The organism is Halomonas sp. MS1 (genome assembly GCF_024182575.1).
Classification (GTDB): Bacteria; Pseudomonadota; Gammaproteobacteria; order Pseudomonadales; family Halomonadaceae; genus Vreelandella.
The window spans coordinates 496,319-514,133 of the sequence record NZ_CP098926.1; the positions used below are offsets into that span (position 1 = coordinate 496,319).

Annotated in this window: 14 protein-coding genes; 1 reads left to right on the forward strand and 13 read right to left on the reverse strand. The window is 52.8% G+C overall.

Features of this window, described 5'->3' with window-relative positions; translation table 11 throughout:
- Window positions 1-36: 36 nt before the first annotated feature.
- Window positions 37-1,065 carry an alcohol dehydrogenase AdhP gene (gene adhP / locus NF683_RS02435; protein WP_253921181.1) on the reverse strand — a complete coding sequence of 343 codons (1,029 nt, stop codon included), beginning with the start codon at window positions 1,063-1,065 and terminating at the stop codon, window positions 37-39.
- 121 nt (window positions 1,066-1,186) lie between these two features.
- Complete coding sequence (gene exaC, locus NF683_RS02440; protein WP_009721344.1) at window positions 1,187-2,707, reverse strand: acetaldehyde dehydrogenase ExaC; 1,521 nt, start codon at window positions 2,705-2,707, stop codon at window positions 1,187-1,189.
- A gap of 119 nt (window positions 2,708-2,826) precedes the next feature.
- Here exaC and NF683_RS02445 point away from each other — a divergent pair, with 119 nt between their 5' ends.
- Window positions 2,827-3,510: a LuxR C-terminal-related transcriptional regulator gene (locus NF683_RS02445; protein WP_089039695.1), complete on the forward strand. Its 684-nt coding sequence runs from the start codon at window positions 2,827-2,829 to the stop codon at window positions 3,508-3,510.
- Window positions 3,511-3,524: 14 nt separating this feature from the next.
- Here NF683_RS02445 and NF683_RS02450 read toward each other — a convergent pair whose 3' ends face one another.
- From NF683_RS02450 to NF683_RS02500, 11 genes are all read right to left on the reverse strand, one after another.
- The gene (locus tag NF683_RS02450) at window positions 3,525-4,937 is read right to left on the reverse strand and encodes a hybrid sensor histidine kinase/response regulator (RefSeq protein ID WP_089039696.1); all 1,413 of its coding nucleotides are present in this window, start codon (window positions 4,935-4,937) and stop codon (window positions 3,525-3,527) included.
- Window positions 4,909-6,096: a nitric oxide-sensing protein NosP gene (gene nosP, locus NF683_RS02455; protein ID WP_089039697.1), complete on the reverse strand. Its 1,188-nt coding sequence runs from the start codon at window positions 6,094-6,096 to the stop codon at window positions 4,909-4,911. Before nosP ends, NF683_RS02450 begins: the two co-directional genes overlap by 29 nt.
- On the reverse strand, window positions 6,050-8,302 hold the full coding sequence (locus tag NF683_RS02460) for an ATP-binding protein (protein WP_253921182.1): 2,253 nt from the start codon (window positions 8,300-8,302) through the stop codon (window positions 6,050-6,052). The genes nosP and NF683_RS02460 overlap by 47 nt, the downstream gene beginning before the upstream one ends.
- Window positions 8,292-8,831, reverse strand: a complete 540-nt coding sequence (locus NF683_RS02465; protein WP_089039699.1) for a molybdopterin-dependent oxidoreductase — start codon at window positions 8,829-8,831, stop codon at window positions 8,292-8,294. The genes NF683_RS02460 and NF683_RS02465 overlap by 11 nt, the downstream gene beginning before the upstream one ends.
- Before the next feature lie 211 nt (window positions 8,832-9,042).
- On the reverse strand, window positions 9,043-9,861 hold the full coding sequence (locus tag NF683_RS02470) for a DUF2189 domain-containing protein (RefSeq protein ID WP_089039700.1): 819 nt from the start codon (window positions 9,859-9,861) through the stop codon (window positions 9,043-9,045).
- A gap of 318 nt (window positions 9,862-10,179) precedes the next feature.
- A complete protein-coding gene (locus NF683_RS02475) occupies window positions 10,180-10,608 on the reverse strand; it encodes a universal stress protein (RefSeq protein WP_089039701.1) in 429 nt (142 codons plus the stop codon).
- A gap of 11 nt (window positions 10,609-10,619) precedes the next feature.
- Entirely contained in the window at window positions 10,620-13,214 is a 2,595-nt protein-coding gene (locus NF683_RS02480; RefSeq protein ID WP_089039702.1) for a TRAP transporter permease, read from the reverse strand.
- A 137-nt stretch (window positions 13,215-13,351) separates the two neighbouring features.
- Window positions 13,352-14,326 carry a TAXI family TRAP transporter solute-binding subunit gene (locus tag NF683_RS02485; RefSeq protein ID WP_089039703.1) on the reverse strand — a complete coding sequence of 325 codons (975 nt, stop codon included), beginning with the start codon at window positions 14,324-14,326 and terminating at the stop codon, window positions 13,352-13,354.
- A gap of 427 nt (window positions 14,327-14,753) precedes the next feature.
- On the reverse strand, window positions 14,754-16,055 hold the full coding sequence (locus NF683_RS02490) for a TRAP transporter large permease (RefSeq protein WP_089039704.1): 1,302 nt from the start codon (window positions 16,053-16,055) through the stop codon (window positions 14,754-14,756).
- Window positions 16,045-16,524 (reverse strand): TRAP transporter small permease, encoded by a 480-nt coding sequence (locus tag NF683_RS02495; protein ID WP_253921183.1) that lies wholly within the window; start codon window positions 16,522-16,524, stop codon window positions 16,045-16,047. The genes NF683_RS02490 and NF683_RS02495 overlap by 11 nt, the downstream gene beginning before the upstream one ends.
- A 65-nt stretch (window positions 16,525-16,589) precedes the next feature.
- On the reverse strand, window positions 16,590-17,600 hold the full coding sequence (locus NF683_RS02500) for a DctP family TRAP transporter solute-binding subunit (RefSeq protein ID WP_038477858.1): 1,011 nt from the start codon (window positions 17,598-17,600) through the stop codon (window positions 16,590-16,592).
- Between the last annotated feature and the right edge of the window lie 215 nt (window positions 17,601-17,815).

Consider the following 17,815-nt stretch of genomic DNA (forward strand, 5'->3'; position numbering starts at 1 on the left):
TAAAAGGGGGAGCTATCTTCTCCCCCACTTGCTCGCTCAGCTCGCCATATCCAGCACAATACGGCCTTCTATCTTGCCGTCGATCATACGTTGGAAGACGTCGTTGATATTGTCTAGCGTGTCAGTCGCCACAGTCGCTTTGACTTTGCCTTCGGCGGCGAAGTCCAGCGCTTCTTGAAGGTCACTGCGCGTCCCCACGATAGAGCCACGAATGGTAATACCGTTAAGCACCGTGCTGAAGATCGGCAGTGGGAAGTCACCCGGCGGCAAGCCATTGAGCACCAGAGTGCCACCACGGCGCAGCATGTTTTGCGCTTGATCAAACGCCTTTGGCGATACCGCTGTGACCAGTGCCCCATGGGCACCACCAATGGTTTTCTTCAGATACGCCGTCGGGTCGGTTTTCATCGCGTTAACCGTCACTGTGGCACCTAGCCGTTCGGCTAGGGCTAATTTACCGTCGTCAATATCAACAGCCGCGACGTTCAGCCCCATCGCTTTCGCGTACTGCACTGCCATATGCCCCAAGCCGCCAACGCCTGAAATAACCACCCACTGCCCAGGGCGGGTATCGGTCATTTTCAAGCCTTTATAAACCGTTACTCCTGCACACAGAACCGGAGCTATTTCGATGAAATCAACGGCGTCCGGCAGACGCCCTACATAGCCCGCATCCGCCAAGGTATAGTCGGCAAACCCGCCGTTGACCGAATAACCGGTATTTTGCTGGGATTCACACAGGGTTTCCCAGCCGCCTAAACAGTGTTCACAGTAACCACAGGCTGAGTACAGCCAGGGCACGCCGATACGATCGCCCTCTTTGACATGGGTAACGCCGTCACCCACCGCCACGATATGCCCAACGCCTTCGTGCCCTGGAATAAACGGTGGCGAGGGTTTTACCGGCCAATCGCCGTGTGCTGCATGTAAATCGGTGTGGCAAACGCCAGAGGCCGCCACCTTCATCAGCACCTCTCCCCGCTTGGGACGAGGCACGTCTACTTCTTCTATCGCTAGTGGCTGGCCGAACTCGCGTACGACTGCCGCCCGCATTGTGTTATCCATGATGCAACTCCTGATGGTTGTCGATGTGGCAACTTGTGATTGCTCTTATCGTTACAGTAAGCGTCAGAGGAGTAGCAAAACGCCCGGCAATAGCCGGGCGGTATCACTTCAGAGTAGCGTATTAGAAGAAACCTAGCGGGTTAATATCGTAACTCACTAGCAGGTTCTTAGTTTGCTGATAGTGCTCAAGCGCCACTTTATGGGTTTCGCGACCTACGCCTGATTTCTTATAACCGCCAAACGCAGCATGGGCAGGATACTGGTGATAGCAGTTAGTCCATACGCGACCTGCTTGAATGCCACGCCCCATACGGAAGGCGACGTTGATGTCACGGCTCCATACGCCGGCACCCAGGCCGAACTCGGTATCGTTGGCAATGGCGAGCGCTTCTTCTTCATCTTTGAAGGTGGTAACAGCGACCACAGGTCCAAAAATCTCTTCTTGGAAGACGCGCATCTTGTTGTTGCCTTTGAGCAGTGTCGGCTGGATGTAGTAGCCGCCATTGATGCTGTCATCCAGGCTCTCTTTATCGCCGCCAGCAAGGAACTCGGCGCCTTCGTCGCGCGCGATGTCCATGTACGACATGATTTTATCGAACTGCTCTTGTGACGCCTGAGCACCAACCTGCACGTCGGTATCCAGCGGGTTACCGCGCTTGATGGTTTTAGTCCGCTCAACCACCTTGGCCATAAACTCGTCGTACATGCTCTCTTGAATCAAGGCACGAGAAGGACAGGTACATACTTCGCCTTGGTTGAAGAATGCCAGCACTAAGCCTTCGACGGCTTTATCAATAAACGTCGGCTCGGCGTTCATGATGTCAGCAAAATAGATATTGGGCGATTTACCACCCAGCTCCACTGTCGAGGGGATAATATTTTCTGCGGCACATTTAAGAATATGCGAGCCAACCGGCGTCGAACCGGTAAAGGCAATTTTGGCAATACGCTTGCTGGTGGCGAGTGCTTGGCCTGCTTCTGCGCCAAATCCATTAACGACGTTTAGCACGCCGGGGGGCAGCAGGTCGCCAATCACCTCCATAACTTTCAATATCGAGGCAGGAGTTTGCTCAGCTGGCTTCAGTATGACGCAGTTACCCGCGGCAAGGGCAGGGCCAAGTTTCCAAGCAGCCATTAGAATCGGGAAGTTCCAGGGAATAATTTGACCAACAACGCCCAGCGGCTCATGGAAGTGGTAGGCAACAGTGTTAGCATCGATATCCGCAGCCGTACCTTCTTGTGAACGCAGGCAGCCAGCAAAGTAACGGAAGTGGTCAACAGCCAGCGGAATATCCGCATTCAGAGTTTCACGAACCGCTTTTCCGTTATCCCACGTTTCTGCGACAGCCAACATCTCAAGGTTTTGCTCGAGGCGGTCGGCAATCTTAAGTAGGATGTTACTGCGCTCTTGAACGGAGGTTTTACCCCAGGCAGGCGCTGCTTTGTGAGCTGCATCTAGCGCTTTCTCAATGTCTTCAGCGCTAGAGCGGGGAATTTCGCAGAATACTTGGCCGTTAACAGGACTGATATTATCAAAGTACTGGCCGTTGACCGGGGGAACAAACTCACCGCCGATATAGTTGCCAAAGCGTTTTTCAAAGGACACAACGGAACCAGCATCACCCGGGTTGGCGTAGATCATGGTAAAGCTCCTGAGTATTATGATTATTAAATAAGGTGCCTACCCAGTGTTAGCCACACACGCCATTTACGATATAGCCCGATGGCAGGACGCACCCTCATCCCTTGGTAGGAGACGCCATGTACTCGTTGCTAGTGGCAGATGACCATCCGCTGTTTCGCGAAGCACTACACGCGGTGATTAGCGCTGGTTTAACAGATACTCAACTGCTGGAGTCGGACAGTTTGGCGGCGGCTATTCACACGATAGGCACCCACGATGAGCTTGATCTGCTGTTGCTCGATTTAAGCCTGCCCGATGCCGATGGACTAGAAGGTCTGACAATACTTCGAGAAAGATTCCCATGGCTTCCCGTCGCCATTGTCTCAGCACATCAGGAGCGCCAGTTGGTGTTAGATGCCATTACCCAAGGTGCCGTGGGCTATATTCCGAAATCAACTCCCCGAGAGCAGCTGTTAGCAGCACTCAACCAAATTCTTCAGGGGCAACTTTATCTGCCTGCAGATATTATGCGCCAGCCGCCCCCACGCATGGAGTCATCAGCGTTGACGCCTTCGTCGGAGGTGTCCCGCGAACGGCTAATACGCTTAACCGACAAGCAGTTAGATGTATTGGGTTGCATGGCTCAGGGGATGTCCAACAAACAGATCGCACGAGAACTGTTCATCGCTGAAACTACCGTTAAAACGCATGTCTCGGCTATTTTACGCAAGCTAGGTGCAACAAGTAGAGTGCATGCCATCGTCATCGCAGGTGAAGAGGAGCTAGGCGCTTATCTTGCCAAACGAACCTCTTCCACCTAGCCGCCGACTTCCCGTTAAGCGGAATTCTCTAAGAGCGTTCCCAGTAGCATCTTTAAGCGAAGAGGCTTAAGCGGCTTTAACAAACAGTGCATACCCGCTTCCCGGGTGGCCCGCTTCAAGGCTGCCTCATGGTTGGCAGTGATGACCACAGTGGCTAACCCTGGATAGCGTCGACGCAATCTTGCCGCCAGATCAATCCCATTTTCGCGGTGATCCCCCAGGTGATAATCCACCAACAGCACAGCCGGGCGCTCACCGTCACTCGCTGCTTCCAGCGCACTCACCGTTGCGGCTGCCCTCACCCGACACCCCCAACTGCCCAGCAACGCCTGCATTCCTTCTATAATCGCGGGATCATCATCAATCACCCAAATGACACAGCCTTGTAGCGGATCGTGCTGCCAACGATCAGATCCAGGCAACGCTTTTGGCGCACACGCAACGGGCGATGCACCCGCGCTTGGGGCTGCATTAGGTACTGGCACAGAGAAAGGGACCAGCACAGAAAAAAGCGAGCCACGCCCAAGCTGTGAAGTCAGCGACACAGGGTGCTCTAACATAGTGCTGATACGATCTACGATTGCCAGTCCCAATCCAAGCCCTCGGCTGTGGCCACTTTGGGACTGGTTGGCGCGGCGAAATTCTAGAAAAATTGCCTTACGCTGTGGCTCTGGTATCCCCGGCCCAGTATCGCCCACCATAATTTCAAGACCGTTGGCGCGTCGTCGACAGCCAAGCAGTAAGTGACCATGTTCGGTGTAGCGCACGGCATTGCTGAGGAAGTTGCGCACGACACGCGCCAGTAGCGCTAGATCAGATTCGACCACCACGCTCGACGGCACATAGTGAAGCGTCAGCCCACGTACAGCGGCCACTTGCCGATACTCTTCGGCCAAGGCATCTAGCAGTGTGCTTACCGCAAACGGTGCTTTATCCGCGTGAAGTACGCCGGCATCCAGGCGGGAAATATCCACCAATGTACCTAAAAGCCCTTCAACATCCTTTAACGAACGCCCTATGTGCCCTACTAAAGCCTGGGACGCCTCGGGTAGCGCATGCGTTTCTAAGGCACTGGCGAATAACCGTGCGGCGTTTAACGGCTGAAGCAGGTCATGACTGACCGCCGCTAAAAATTTCGTTTTGGAAAGATTGGCCGCCTCTGCTTCGGCATTCGCCGCCAGCAGTCGTGCATTTACTTGGCTAAGTTCATCTAATGTGCGATGAAGTGCGTCGGTGCGTTCGCGTACTTGCTCTGCCAGCAGCACCGAGCGCTCAAACGCTGCATAAGGAGCGCTGTTGGGGCTTGCTCCGGACTCCACACGCTCCATTAGCGCCTGGCAAACCTTACGCAAACGGCGATTTTCCTCGCGCAGCGTGGCATTATCCGCCGCAGTATCGCTATCCGCCGCTAGTTGGAAGAGCGCCAAAAGCCACCCCCGTAAAGGTTTGGTTTACGTGCATGCCATGATGATGTTCGCCGTAGGTATTAAACCCCACCACTCGTGCCTGACGAAGCAGCGCTGACGCCTGATCCAACTGCTGCAAAGACTCAAGCGCCATACGCCTTAAGAAACAATCGCAGCCTATAATCGAAGGTGTTGCCCCCAGGCGTTGTTGCACGCGCTGTAGCATCACCTCTAGATCTAAGAGTAACGGCGCAGGCCGCATCGCGGTGAGCACAATGCCCGTTTCTACCGCACAGTAAAACGTTAGGCTAGCATCCTCATTCACGCGTTGTATTGAACGAATATAGTGTTGACCGCCGATATAAACTGCCAGCGGGTGCTGGGCAAAAATGGATGGCGATAGCGCATCAACAGAACAGCCGACTAACGCTGCATACACGTCAGCAGCAGGTAACCCGTTGAGCTCTAGCACTCGGCGCTGCTCCCGGTCAGCCTCTGTTACCACTAACTTATGGGCAAGCGGCTCAAGATGATGGGTAGAAAACACCTCAAACGGAAGCCGTGTGTTAAGCATTACCACCACGGCGGCGCGGGTATGAAAATGCCCATTCGCATAAACATGGGTATGGGTAAGGTGATTATCATCACCGGCCGAGCCGCCAAAGCTGGGAATACGGCCAAGAGCAGCATCTAGGGTTGCTAATACCTGTTCTTCACGGCTGGACAAACCATCTAGCAACGTGAGGGCAAAGCTATGCTCGTTCACCGGTGCAACTGCCTGCTGTCGACAACGCTCCAACAAGGTATCGACGAGCGGTTGTGCGCAGCTAAGGTCAAAGTGTTCAAGGTCGTCTACCAGTGCGGTTTCAATTGCAAACACGCGACTATCAAAACCTATCGCAACCACAGAGCCTCGGTCATAGCCTTGCGGTGTAATCTCGCCCGCCGTCGTGCAACCACTCATCGGCACCTTATCAAACGCACCGCCAAGGGCAGTTGCTAGTTCCTCTAACGGATACTCTGCACTGCAAAAAAACAGCACAAAACCTAAGTGCTCATGGCCTAGCTGCTGAGCCAGTTCATCGGCGGCTTGGAAGGGATTTAGCTGGTTGCTGGCAGCGATCTGAATACCGCTATTCTTCGGGGCTATCGTCACGGCGCCATTTCTCCAACGCTGCATGAGTTCGCGAAGCGGTTTGCCTCAACAGGTTCATGGTTTCAGTAAAATCTTGCGGTGAAGACGCACTGTTACTGGCGATTATTTCGAGCCGTTTAGCCTCAGCGGCCAAACGCTCTGCCCCAACACCGAGCGATTCGCCGCGCAGCTGATGTGCTAAGCGCGCCACTTGCTTGGCTTGCTCTGTTGTCAGCAATTCCGCGTTGCTTAGGTAAGCAGCCAACTGTGCTGAGTAATCACTCACTTGCTGGTAATAAAGCATGATGATCTGATCGACACTTTCAGCTCCCAATGGCATAACCAGGGACTCTAGTGTTGCACGGTTAAGGAGTGGCTGTAACTCTTGCTGCTCCTGATCTAAAGGCAACGCCGATAAGGCATCTGGGCGCGAAGCCGTAAACAGCTGCAGTGACAGCACATGGCTAAGGGCAAGTAAGGATAGCGGTTTGGTAATGTAATCGTTCATTCCCGCTGCTAGGCAGCGTTGGCGAACATCTTCCACGCCGCCAGCCGTCATGGCCACAATCGGCACGTTAGCCAGCCAACCGCCTTGAGAGCGAAGCCTTTTGGTCACGGTTATGCCATCGATATCCGGTAGCTGGATATCCATAAAGATAAGGTGCACCTGCTGAGCCTGCACCATGTCCAGAGCATCTTGACCATTTTCAGCACAGACGACATCACATCCAAGGCGCGACAGTAGCCCAGTGGCAACTTTACGATTGACGGCATTGTCTTCCACAAGTAGTAAGGATGTGCCTGTAAAATCCTGCGTTGGTTCGGGCGGCAATGGAGCGGTGACTGGGCTGGCTTCTACAAGGGGCAACTCGCACCAAAATGTGCTGCCCTGCCCAGGAGTGCTACGAACCCCTAGTCGTCCTTGCATGGCTTCGCTTAAGCGTTTACAAATCGCCAAACCTAACCCAGTACCGCCAAACCGACGAGCAACTGACTCATCCGCTTGTTGAAATGGCTCAAACAGTGACGCCTGTTGCTCCTCATTTAAGCCACAACCAGTATCACAAACTTCAAATAACAGGCTCTTTACCGTGGAATAAATACGTATATTGACTTTACCATGGTCAGTAAATTTAATAGCGTTTGTGATGAGGTTAAGCAAAATCTGGCGCAATCGGCTGGCATCGATCATTACCCATGCCGGTACTAAAGGATCAACATATAACGTTAACTGCAGGCCTTTTTCCTTAGCACGAGGCTCAAAAAGCGATATTACGCTGTCGACTAATGGTTTCAGGGCGGTGGGCGCAGTTTCAAGCGTTAGGTGCCCCGCTTCAATCTTTGAAAAATCAAGAATTTCATTGATCATCGCTAGTAGCTGATTAGCGCTGTCATGAATCGTACGAGCATAGTCTTCTACTTGCGCAAGGCTAGATGGTTCACGCAGCAACTCACTCATACCAATAACGCCGTTGAGCGGCGTGCGAATCTCATGGCTAACCATCGCTAAAAAGTCAGATTTAGCGTGATTTGCAGCTTGCGCCTGTGTGGCAGTGACTTCAAGTTGACGACTCAGTTGCTCCTGCTCACGCCGAGCAGCGGCGCTTTCTCGCATTTCACGCACCAGAAACACAATGACCAGCAATACAGCGAAACTCATTCCCACTAATAGAGACATTAAAAGCTTATATAAAATATTTAATAGCACGCGCTCTTCAGTAGCAGACTCCGCTAGATAACCATTAATAGCGATAACAAATCGCTCTGTCAGCCGAGTTAGCACCAACAGCTCTTCCTCTAGCTCAGCAATCGGCAGCTGAGGTAAAGATGCATGAGGTTCAAACATGGGATCTAGCGTATCTAGCTGCTGCTGAATTTGAACTAATAATGCTTTTGCTATGCTGATATTGTCTAACAGCAGGCTCACTTCGCCCTCTTGCAACAGCGTCATTCGACTATAGAGCAGTTCGAAGTGCAGGTTCAGATCGTCCTGATCGGAAGGTGAAATCGGGCCACGGGTGGCCGCAAGTAAGTGGTTGAATAGCTGAATCGCATCGCGATCAAGCTTATAAACTACCCAAGCCGTATCTTCTCTCAAACTTTGTGTCAAATTATCCTGACGCCAAGCCGCTAAGGCTGCCACTACCAGAGCTGCCGCGAACAGCAGGACGGTAATCATAGCAACCACTTTAAAGCGACGCGGATAACGCAGCAGGCGGGGAGCCCGAGAAATAGACTGACTAACGGACATTTATCTGCATAACTTGCCAAACAGCTCTAAAACGCATTTTTTCACTTAAAAGAGCCTCGTCTTGGCTGAAAGGATAAAGCACCCACAAAGGGCCGTACTCTCGGATGGGAATGCTTTGCCCATCCCGCTCTAATGCTAGGATAACGTCATACTTATAAAAATCACTGATCGGTATTTCCGCCTCGAACCCGTTTAAAGCGGAGACATACACACTATTTCCAGCACTATTTCCAGCACTGTTTCTAGAGCCGTTTCCAGGACTATTCTCAGTACCAGGCAGCCCGACATGCTCTAACAATGTGCGCATCAGCGGTCCGCTATAAGTACTACTGCCCTCAGTCCACGGCGTGCCCGTTTCAAAGGAGTGCTGTGGCAAAGCTTGTAACATATCACGGTCAAAGCGTGCGCCCTGGGCTGTGTTGAAATGTGTTATATCACCGTTGACTGTGAGAATAACAGGCCCTTCGGGCATATCGAGGGAGGCCTCTGTCCGCACATGACCCGTCACGGGAATGCTGAGCAACAGCATAATCCCTCCCAGTAAAAACGCTTTCACAACGCTTACCTCACGACACAATATCTTGAAAACAGGACCGTTTCTGTCAACTATCAAGACAGGCAGGACTCTGGATAAAAAAGAGATAGCGCAAAGGTTACGCTATCTCTTTCACATAGTCAGGTTAAGTATGTTTTTACTTAGCAACGCGTATGAGGCTCAGCATTTCAAGGCACTCTGACCGTTAGGTCTCAAGCTTTTCGACTGGTTCAAAGCGCACCAACTCTTCATAAGCATGCCATGTTGCATGGCCTAAAACGGGTAAAATGAGTGCCAAGCCTATGTAAAACGTAAGCACACCAATCAAAACGCAGCCTGTCAAAATAGCAGCCCACAACAGCATCGGACGGAAGTTTTTGGCAACACAGCGCACGCTAGCTTCGATACCCTCCATAAAAGTAAGATCTTGATCCATTAGCGTTGGGATAGCCACTGAACTAATCGCAAACGCACCGAAAGCGAGAATACCGCCCGCCACTGAACCTACTGCAATCATGCCCAAGCCTTCCGGCGTGGTTAGGAGTGATGTGTATAGAGTTTCTGGACTAGGTACTTCAAAGCCAAAGAACAACGCGAACAGCAGCGTCGCAAGACGAATCCAGGCGAGGAAGAAAATCATCATCATCACGCCCATCATCGCCAACTGGCCTGCGTGCGGACGCCAACTACCGAAGGCATCGCCAAGGTTAGGAACCCTTCCCCGCTCAAGGGCAAGACTAATGCCATAGGAGCCTACCGCCACCAGTGGCCCAACAAACATAAACCCAGCGATCATAGGTAATAACCAGTACCAATAGCCGAGTGTTATTGCACCCGCTGTAATGGCTATGCTTAATCCCACCCAAAACATACCGTAGGTTAAACTGATAGCAGTTGCGCGACGAAAGTCCTCGAACCCCGCGGCAAGCCATGCACGCGGCCGATCCATTCCCACCTTATTAATAGTGATTTTTACATTAGGCATATCTGCTCGGCCGTGCGTTTTTGTTGTGGCTGCATTCATAGCATGACTCCTTAGATTTACCCCAATGCAGCGGTGGCCTTTAAACCCCATTCAGGTTGAGATCGAACTTGCCAATACCCTGAAAAAGTTGCCACATGCATGAGTTCGTTAACCATGGATTAATGGCTTAACGTATCTTTAATGTAGCTGAGCAATGACAAGGTGGGGCTGTCTGGCGGCATCGCGTACAAAAAATCCTGCTTTCATGCCATTAACGCCAATTTATTCGATGCGTTAGCCAGCGTTAATATAACCTCACAAACAAAAACTCCAGGCCAAATGGCCTGGAGTTCGCTTAACAATCAACGAGTGCTGAGATCAGCGCACGATCATCACTGATATCTTGGCATGATGAACCACATGTTCCGCATTAGGGCCCAGAACGTAGTCTACAAATTTACGCTTGGTGTGAGATGCCATGACAATCAGGTCGGCATCTAGCTTTTTACTTACCTGAATGATGGCCTCCCATGGCGAGCCGTCGACAATCACACTCTGAGTCTTAATCTCCTCAGGCACATGTTCCTGAATAAACTTATGCTGCGCCTCTTTCAACGCAGCATGTGCTTTTTCAGAAAAGTTCTTCGGAAAGTAGGCCCCTACCATGGGCATCGTGAACTCCGGGAGCACTGTTACCACATGCAGTGAAGCTCCAAAAGTTTGACACAGAGTAATGGCCGTAGGCAGCGCCTTTGACCAAGAGGCTTCCTCGTTCAGGTCCACCGGCAATACGATCTTGCTGTACATGGCATCCTCCTTTATGCAGCAGCCTTGGCTGACGTATTATTACGACGACGACGCTGCATAACCACGATCAAACCGAACACCAGGAACGCCGGAATCCACATCAACTCCTTGATCCAACGATCCACAGGTGCCAGCACCTCGATGATTTCCTGGTCGAAATCCAGGCCAAGATCGGCCGCGGTGCTGCCGAAGGCCACCATATCGACCACGGCCCGCTCATCCTCGATCAGTAGCTCAAGCCCCAAGTTCTCCAGGCGCTCCTGCCCCGTCTGCCCTTCAGGTACGGGCAGGATCATGTAGGTGGTAAGCGGGTCACCAAAGTCATCTTCACCGCGGATCTGCAGCCGTAGCGTGCTCTCCTCGTCGACATCACCCAGCGTTTGGACGAATTGTGACGGCGGCACCGATTCATAGGGGTCATGGATCATGTCCATCCAGAACCCCGGGCGGAACAACGTGAAGGCGACCAGCAGCATGAGGATCGATTCGTACCAGCGGTTACGCACGATCATGAAGCCCTGGGAGCCGGCAGCAAAGATCAGCATCGCGATCGTCGATATGATGAAGATAACGACACCCTGCAGGAAGCTCACGTCGATCAGCAGCAGGTCAGTGTTGAAGATGAACAGAAACGGTAACGCCGCGGTCCGCAAGCTGTAATAGAAGGCCTGGAAACCGGTCCGTATCGGGTCTCCCCCTGAGACCGCCGCTGCCGCGAAGGAGGCGAGCCCCACCGGGGGTGTCACATCGGCCATAATGCCGAAATAGAACACGAACAGGTGAACGGCGATCAACGGCACCAGCAAACCGTTCTGCTCACCGAGCTGCACGATCACCGGGGCGAGAAGTGCTGACACCACAATGTAGTTGGCGGTGGTGGGCAGCCCCATGCCGAGGATCAGACTGAGCACCGCGGTGAGCATCAGGATCAGCATCAGGTTCCCCATAGAGAGGATTTCCACCACATCGGCCAGCACCAAGCCCACGCCGGTCTGGGAAACCGCGCCAACGATGATGCCGGCTGTCGCGGTGGCGATGCCGATGCCGATCATGTTGCGGGCACCAGTCACCAGACCACTCCACAGATCCAGGACACCCGCCCGAATATCCTCGGCCATCTCGCTCTGCCCGCGGAAGATTGCCGTGATAGGCCGCTGGGTCAGAATGATGAACACCATGAGCACCGTGGCCCAGAATGCCGACAGCCCAGGTGACAAGCGCTCCACCATCAGGCACCACACCAATACGATCACTGGCAGAATGAACTGCAGCCCAACCATCACTGTCGGCCGAGTCTGGGGCAGCTTGTAGATCGGCTCATTCGGATCATCGAGTTCGAGCTCCGGATAGCCTGCAGCCACCTTAAGCAGTGCGATGTAGATCACCACCAGGCCCACACTCACCGCCCAAGGCGTAGCGGAGCCCAGAACGGGTTTTAACCACCCCAAGCCATAATAGACCACCAGCGCCGTTACCATCATCAGCAATAAACCGCCCAAAAAGCCGATCACCTTGCGCACCAGCGGCTTGGGTGGATTGCTGGTTGGCAAGCCCTGCAGATTAGCTTTCATGGCCTCAAGATGGACGATGTAGATCAAGGCGATGTAGGAAATCAGTGCGGGTAGGAAGGCATGCTTGATGACCTCCACATAGGAGATGCCGACATATTCGACCATCAGGAAGGCGGCAGCCCCCATCACGGGTGGCATGATCTGCCCGTTGACAGAGGAGGCCACTTCGACTGCACCCGCCTTTTCGGCGGAAAAACCGACGCGTTTCATCATCGGTACGGTGAATGTACCGGTAGTCACCACGTTGGCGATCGAGGAGCCCGAGATCAGACCCGTCATGCCCGATGCCACCACCGCGGCCTTGGCCGGCCCACCCTTGTAGTGACCCAGCAACGAGAACGCCACTTTGATGAAATAGTTGCCGGCACCCGCCTTATCGAGTAAGGCTCCGAACAACACGAACAAGAATACGAAACTAGTCGATACCCCAAGGGCGATACCAAATACCCCCTGGGTGGTCAGCCACTGGTGGTTGACCAGACCGAAGAGACTTACACCCCGGTGGGAAAGAATGCCTGGCATGTAGGGCCCGGCAAGGGAATAGATAATGAAGATCGTGGCAATGATCATCAGCGGTGGCCCAAGCGCTCGACGTGTTGCCTCAAGCAGCAACAGGAGCCCCGCCACCCCAATGATCACATCCTGTAGGATCGGTGCCCCCGGTCGTTGCGACAACTGTTCATAAAACATGAACATATAGGCACCACAGAAGGCCGCCGCCGAGGCCAATACCCAATCCTGAATGGGAATGCGGTCGCGCGGTGAGCGCTTTAGCGCCGGATAGGCCATATAGGCTAAAAATAGCGCGAATGCCAAGTGAATGGAACGAGCCTCGGTGGCATTGAAGACACCGAAGCCGACCACGAAAGGCAATGGGGAGGCGACCCACAATTGGAACAGCGACCATGCCGCGGCGATGCTAACCAATAGTTTTCCCGGCGTGCCCGCTGGCTTGCGAGCCCCAGTATCACTCGAAGCCACCATATCCTCGAGGTCAACCGCGGATTCCGCGCTCCTGTTCTTGTCCTCAGTCATAAGCTAACCCTGCCTGGTATGTAGTGACGAAAGATCCCATTGGCATTACGCCATACAGCATCTCAAACAGAATGCGCGGCCACTCTAAGTGGCCGCGCATTCCCTCATCGAGGCGAAATCACCTCAGCTTGGCCAACTTACTCGATCCAGCCCTGCTCTCGGTAGTAACGAGCGGCACCTTCATGCAGTGGCGCCGATAGACCAGAGGTCACCATGTCTTGGGGGTCGAGGTTCTCGAAGGCCGGGTGCAGGCGCTTAAAGCGATCAAAGTTATCGAATACCGCCTTAACGGTCTGGTAGATGATGTCTTCGTCGGTTTCCGCAGTGGTCACGAAGGTTGCTGCGACGCCGAAAGTTTCGACGTCTTCGTCATTACCTTTGTACAATCCACCTGGAATGACCGACATGGAGTAGTACGGGAACTCGTCAACAATGCCCTGAACTGTCTCATCGTTGAGAGGCACCAGACGCGAATCAACGGTGGTGGTCGCTTCCTGGATGGCTCCATTGGGGTGACCCACGACATAGGCCATCGCGTCGATGTTGTTGTCAGCAAGCGCGGCAGCCATTTCGGCGGCATCGAGTTGAGACGCTAACGAGAAAGAGTCCTCGGTCCAGCCTTTGGCGCCCATCACCACTTCCATGGTGTTGCGCTGCCCAGAGCCTGGGTTGCCGATATTGACGCGCTTACCTTCCAAGTCATCAAGGGAATTAATGTCAGCATCAGCGCGAGCCAGGATAGTCAGCGGCTCACCGTGAACGCGGAACACCGCGCGCAGGTCTTCATAGGCCTCACCTTCAAAATTCCCAGTACCATTGTAAGCTTGATACTGAACATCCGACTGAGCGACACCCATGTCCAATTCGCCGGACTTGATACCGTTGATGTTGGCCACGGAGCCACCAGTGGAAGGTGCATTACATTTGATATCTGCGTCTTCCAAACGGTTCACCAATCGACAAATCGACTGACCAACTACGTAGTACACACCTGTTTGGCCACCGGTACCGATAGTGATGAAGCGTTCCTGTGCAACCGCTGGTGATGCAAACGTAGCGGCCGCAATCAGCGCGCCAGAGAAGGCGGCAGTGGAAAATACATGGCGTTTCATGGACACACCTCTTTATCTTGATGTTGTGAGCGTTATACGCTTTAACTCCACCTGCTGAACGGTTCCCTCAGGTGTTTTTCTGCCAAAACGTTTTCAAGACAATCTGTTATCAACGCCGACTAATACAGCCGACCCTTACTACTTTAGCGAAAAAAAACATACTTGGCGAAATACACGGCAAGTCATTACCGATATAACGCCCATACACATCCCAGTGCTTGCAATTAAGTCCTACTGTTTAACAGATAAACTTAATGCTTAGAGGCAATGCACTGACTATAGACGACATTGCCTACCACAAGCAGCTCAGACAACAAACTTAGATTACCGATGAATTACGTTTAGTTACCGTTAACAGCCATGCCGTATTCGCATAGCGTATAGCGGATTGAACATCTTATGACGAATGACGTCAGGCATAGGTGTGTTAGACGTTATAACCAAGTACAGATGGCAACCACAGCGCAATACTTGGAAAAATGGCCACAAGAGCAAGCGCACATCCCATCGCCACAACAAATAGCAACGCCCACCCCAAAGTCTCTTCCAAACGGATTTTGGCAACCTCTGTGGTTACCATTAAATTCACCGCAACCGGCGGGGTAAATTGACCAATAGCAATGTTCATGGCTAGCAGAATGCCGAACCAAACGGGGTTCCATTCAAAGTGCTGCATAACGGGTATCAGCACCGGCATCATGATGAGATAGATAGAAATAGCGTCAAGCAGCATACCAGCGACCAATACCGCTAGCATGACCAGCACCAACAGCAAAATACCGTTGTCTGTTAAGCCAATAATCCACTCTGCCAAATGGCGGAAAGTCCCCAGCATTGTTCCGGCCCAAGCAAAAATACCCGCTAGAGCGATAATCAACATCACCACTCCAGAAATAATCGCAGCCTCTCCTAGCAATTCCCATAAGTCACGTAACGAAAGCTCTTTCGTCAAAAACAGCCCCACAATGGTGCCATAGGCAACCGCTACGACGGCGGCTTCTGTCGGGGTAAATAAGCCTGAGCGCAGCCCCCCTAAAATGAGCACTGGAGCAAATAAAGCAGGCAACGCCTGCCTAAACGTCGTACGCACGGTCAGGGTTTCAGCGCCTGCTGCCGGTGTTCCTTCCCAGCCGTAACGCTTAGCAACGATCATCGCAGGCACCAGCAGCGCTAGCCCTGCCAAAATGCCGGGAAAAAGTCCTGCGGCAAATAGCGCGCGCAGATCAACACCGGGCACCACAATCGAGTAAAGAATTAGCGCCACGGAAGGAGGGATTAAGATAGCGGTGGATGCCGATGCTGCAATAAGGGTTGCGGAAAATGGCTTTGGATAGCCCGCTTTTGTCATGCTTGGCAGCATTACCATGGCCACTGCCGCTGCATCCGCCGGGCCCGAGCCACTCATGCCCCCCATAATCATGCACACCAGCACCGCGACCAACGCCAGACCGCCATGACGAGGCCCAATAAGTGCCTGAGCAAAGCGTACCAAGCGTAACGCCACACCAGAGCGCTCAAAAATCAGCCCTGTCAGTATGAATAGCGGTATCGCGATTAAAGGATACTTGGCAATGCTGTTATAGGTATTGGTACCCAGCGTTGCCAACATATCTGGCGAAAGCCCAGCCACAATACCCACCGAGCCAGCTAGCGCGAGCGAAAATGCCACGGGCACACCCGCTATCAAAAATCCAGCAAAGGCAAGAATCATCCAAATATCAGGCGTCATTATCCAGCCCTCCGTTTAATCGATCTCGGGTTTGCTGAACGAGACGCCATACCATGGCAAAGGATAATATCGGAAGCCACACTAAGTACCACCACTGGGGCAGCCCTAACCCCGGCGATAGCGATTCCCATTGGTACTCTTGCCAGGCTAGCTTTCCACCATACCAAGTGATCAAGCCCAGAACGGTTAACCCGCACAAAGCTTGAAATAGAATAAGGGCGCTGCGCCAGCGCCCTGGTAACGCCCGTTCTAAAAAACCAATACGAATATGGCGGTTTCGCCTAAGCGCCACCGATGCCCCTGCGAAAGTAAGCACCACCAGTAAAAATACGGAAAATTCTTCGGTAAACGAGAATGAGCCGCCAGTCAGGTAACGTGTGACCACATTTCCCAGACTAATCAACGAAATAATAATAAGTGACAGCGCGCCCAACCAGCGTTCAGGGCGTGCATCGGGAAAGCCTTTCATGGCAGCCTCATAACAGAAAAAACTACCGGCCCTGTAGGCCGGCAGTTATAACACCAAAGGAGTCATTAACGTGCGTCGATAGCCGACCGAGCCGCGTTAACCACGTCTTCACCAATGCGCGGCGCCCATTTTTCGTAAACGGACTGCGTGGCTTCAACAAAGGCTTGGTACTGTTCATCGGTTAACTCAGTAACCGTAACACCACGCTCTTGAATAGCCGCCAGACGCTCGCTTTCTTCCTCACGCGTCATAGCGATTTCCCACTCCCCCGCTTCAATGGCAGTTTCACGCAACAGCACTTGCTGTTCTTCATCAAGCGATTGCCATACCTGCTGGTTAACCGCAAAAATTAGCGGGTCATTCATGTAGTTCCAGAGCGTTAAGTGCTCCTGGCCCACCTGATCAATACGCGCGACATCAAATACTGAAAGCGGATTTTCCTGCCCGTCAACCGCGCCAGTGGTTAACGCTGGCTGAGCATCTGTCCAACTCATTTGCGTCGGATCTGCGTTAAGGGCAGAGAAGGTATCCTGGAACAGCGGTGAGCCAACCACGCGGATTTTCAGACCATCCAAATCCTCTGGCTGGCTAATCGGCCCACGGGAGTTTGACACTTGGCGGAAGCCATTTTCGCCCCAGGCCAGCGGCATAACACCGCGAGACTCAATCGCTGCAAAGACCAGCTCACCGGCTTCGCCGCCAGTAACCGCATCCACAGCAGCCTCATCGGGAATAAAGAATGGTAAAGAGAATAAATTCAGTTCAGGAACCTGAGGCGACCAGTTAATCGTCGAGCCTACCGCAGCATCAATTAGCCCCGAACGCATGGCCGAAAACTCACGAGTTTGGTCACCGGAAACCAACTGAGAGTTCGGGTAAACCCGCAGCGTTAGTTCTCCACCACTGCGCTCTTCCACCAACTCCGCCCACTTTTCCGCCGCTTGCCCCCATGGGAAAGCATCAGATAAAACAGTGGAAACAGAGAGTTCACGTGCTTGTGCAGAGAAAGAAGCCGAGAGTAAGGCCGCACCAGCTAAACCTACCGTTAAACGAGCCATAGAGCGTGTCAGCGTCATTATTGTCGATCCTTTTTTATCAGTTGGTATCCAGCGATATCTATTATCTACCCACAGTGCGCCGCTATTGGCTACAACATAAGCGTTAAAGCAGGCAACGCTCTATTGTAGGCACTCATGAGTTTAAAGGAAGTCGGTCGTTAGCATTTCACCGTTAACTGTGGGTAGATGAACACCGCGCCATTACGCTGCAGTAGCGCTTACTGATATGCTAA

What these genes read in the sequence shown, in the direction of transcription:
- NF683_RS02500 (WP_038477858.1), bottom strand. Translation starts at nt 17,600, where the DNA reads ATGACGCTGACACGCTCTATGGCTCGTTTAACGGTAGGTTTAGCTGGT.
- NF683_RS02495 (WP_253921183.1), bottom strand. Translation starts at nt 16,524, where the DNA reads ATGAAAGGCTTTCCCGATGCACGCCCTGAACGCTGGTTGGGCGCGCTG.
- exaC (WP_009721344.1), bottom strand. Translation starts at nt 2,707, where the DNA reads ATGATCTACGCCAACCCGGGTGATGCTGGTTCCGTTGTGTCCTTTGAA.
- NF683_RS02465 (WP_089039699.1), bottom strand. Translation starts at nt 8,831, where the DNA reads ATGCTGTTGCTCAGCATTCCCGTGACGGGTCATGTGCGGACAGAGGCC.
- NF683_RS02445 (WP_089039695.1), top strand. Translation starts at nt 2,827, where the DNA reads ATGTACTCGTTGCTAGTGGCAGATGACCATCCGCTGTTTCGCGAAGCA.
- NF683_RS02480 (WP_089039702.1), bottom strand. Translation starts at nt 13,214, where the DNA reads ATGACTGAGGACAAGAACAGGAGCGCGGAATCCGCGGTTGACCTCGAG.
- NF683_RS02470 (WP_089039700.1), bottom strand. Translation starts at nt 9,861, where the DNA reads ATGAATGCAGCCACAACAAAAACGCACGGCCGAGCAGATATGCCTAAT.
- adhP (WP_253921181.1), bottom strand. Translation starts at nt 1,065, where the DNA reads ATGGATAACACAATGCGGGCGGCAGTCGTACGCGAGTTCGGCCAGCCA.
- NF683_RS02490 (WP_089039704.1), bottom strand. Translation starts at nt 16,055, where the DNA reads ATGACGCCTGATATTTGGATGATTCTTGCCTTTGCTGGATTTTTGATA.
- NF683_RS02460 (WP_253921182.1), bottom strand. Translation starts at nt 8,302, where the DNA reads ATGTCCGTTAGTCAGTCTATTTCTCGGGCTCCCCGCCTGCTGCGTTAT.
- nosP (WP_089039697.1), bottom strand. Translation starts at nt 6,096, where the DNA reads ATGCAGCGTTGGAGAAATGGCGCCGTGACGATAGCCCCGAAGAATAGC.
- NF683_RS02485 (WP_089039703.1), bottom strand. Translation starts at nt 14,326, where the DNA reads ATGAAACGCCATGTATTTTCCACTGCCGCCTTCTCTGGCGCGCTGATT.
- NF683_RS02475 (WP_089039701.1), bottom strand. Translation starts at nt 10,608, where the DNA reads ATGTACAGCAAGATCGTATTGCCGGTGGACCTGAACGAGGAAGCCTCT.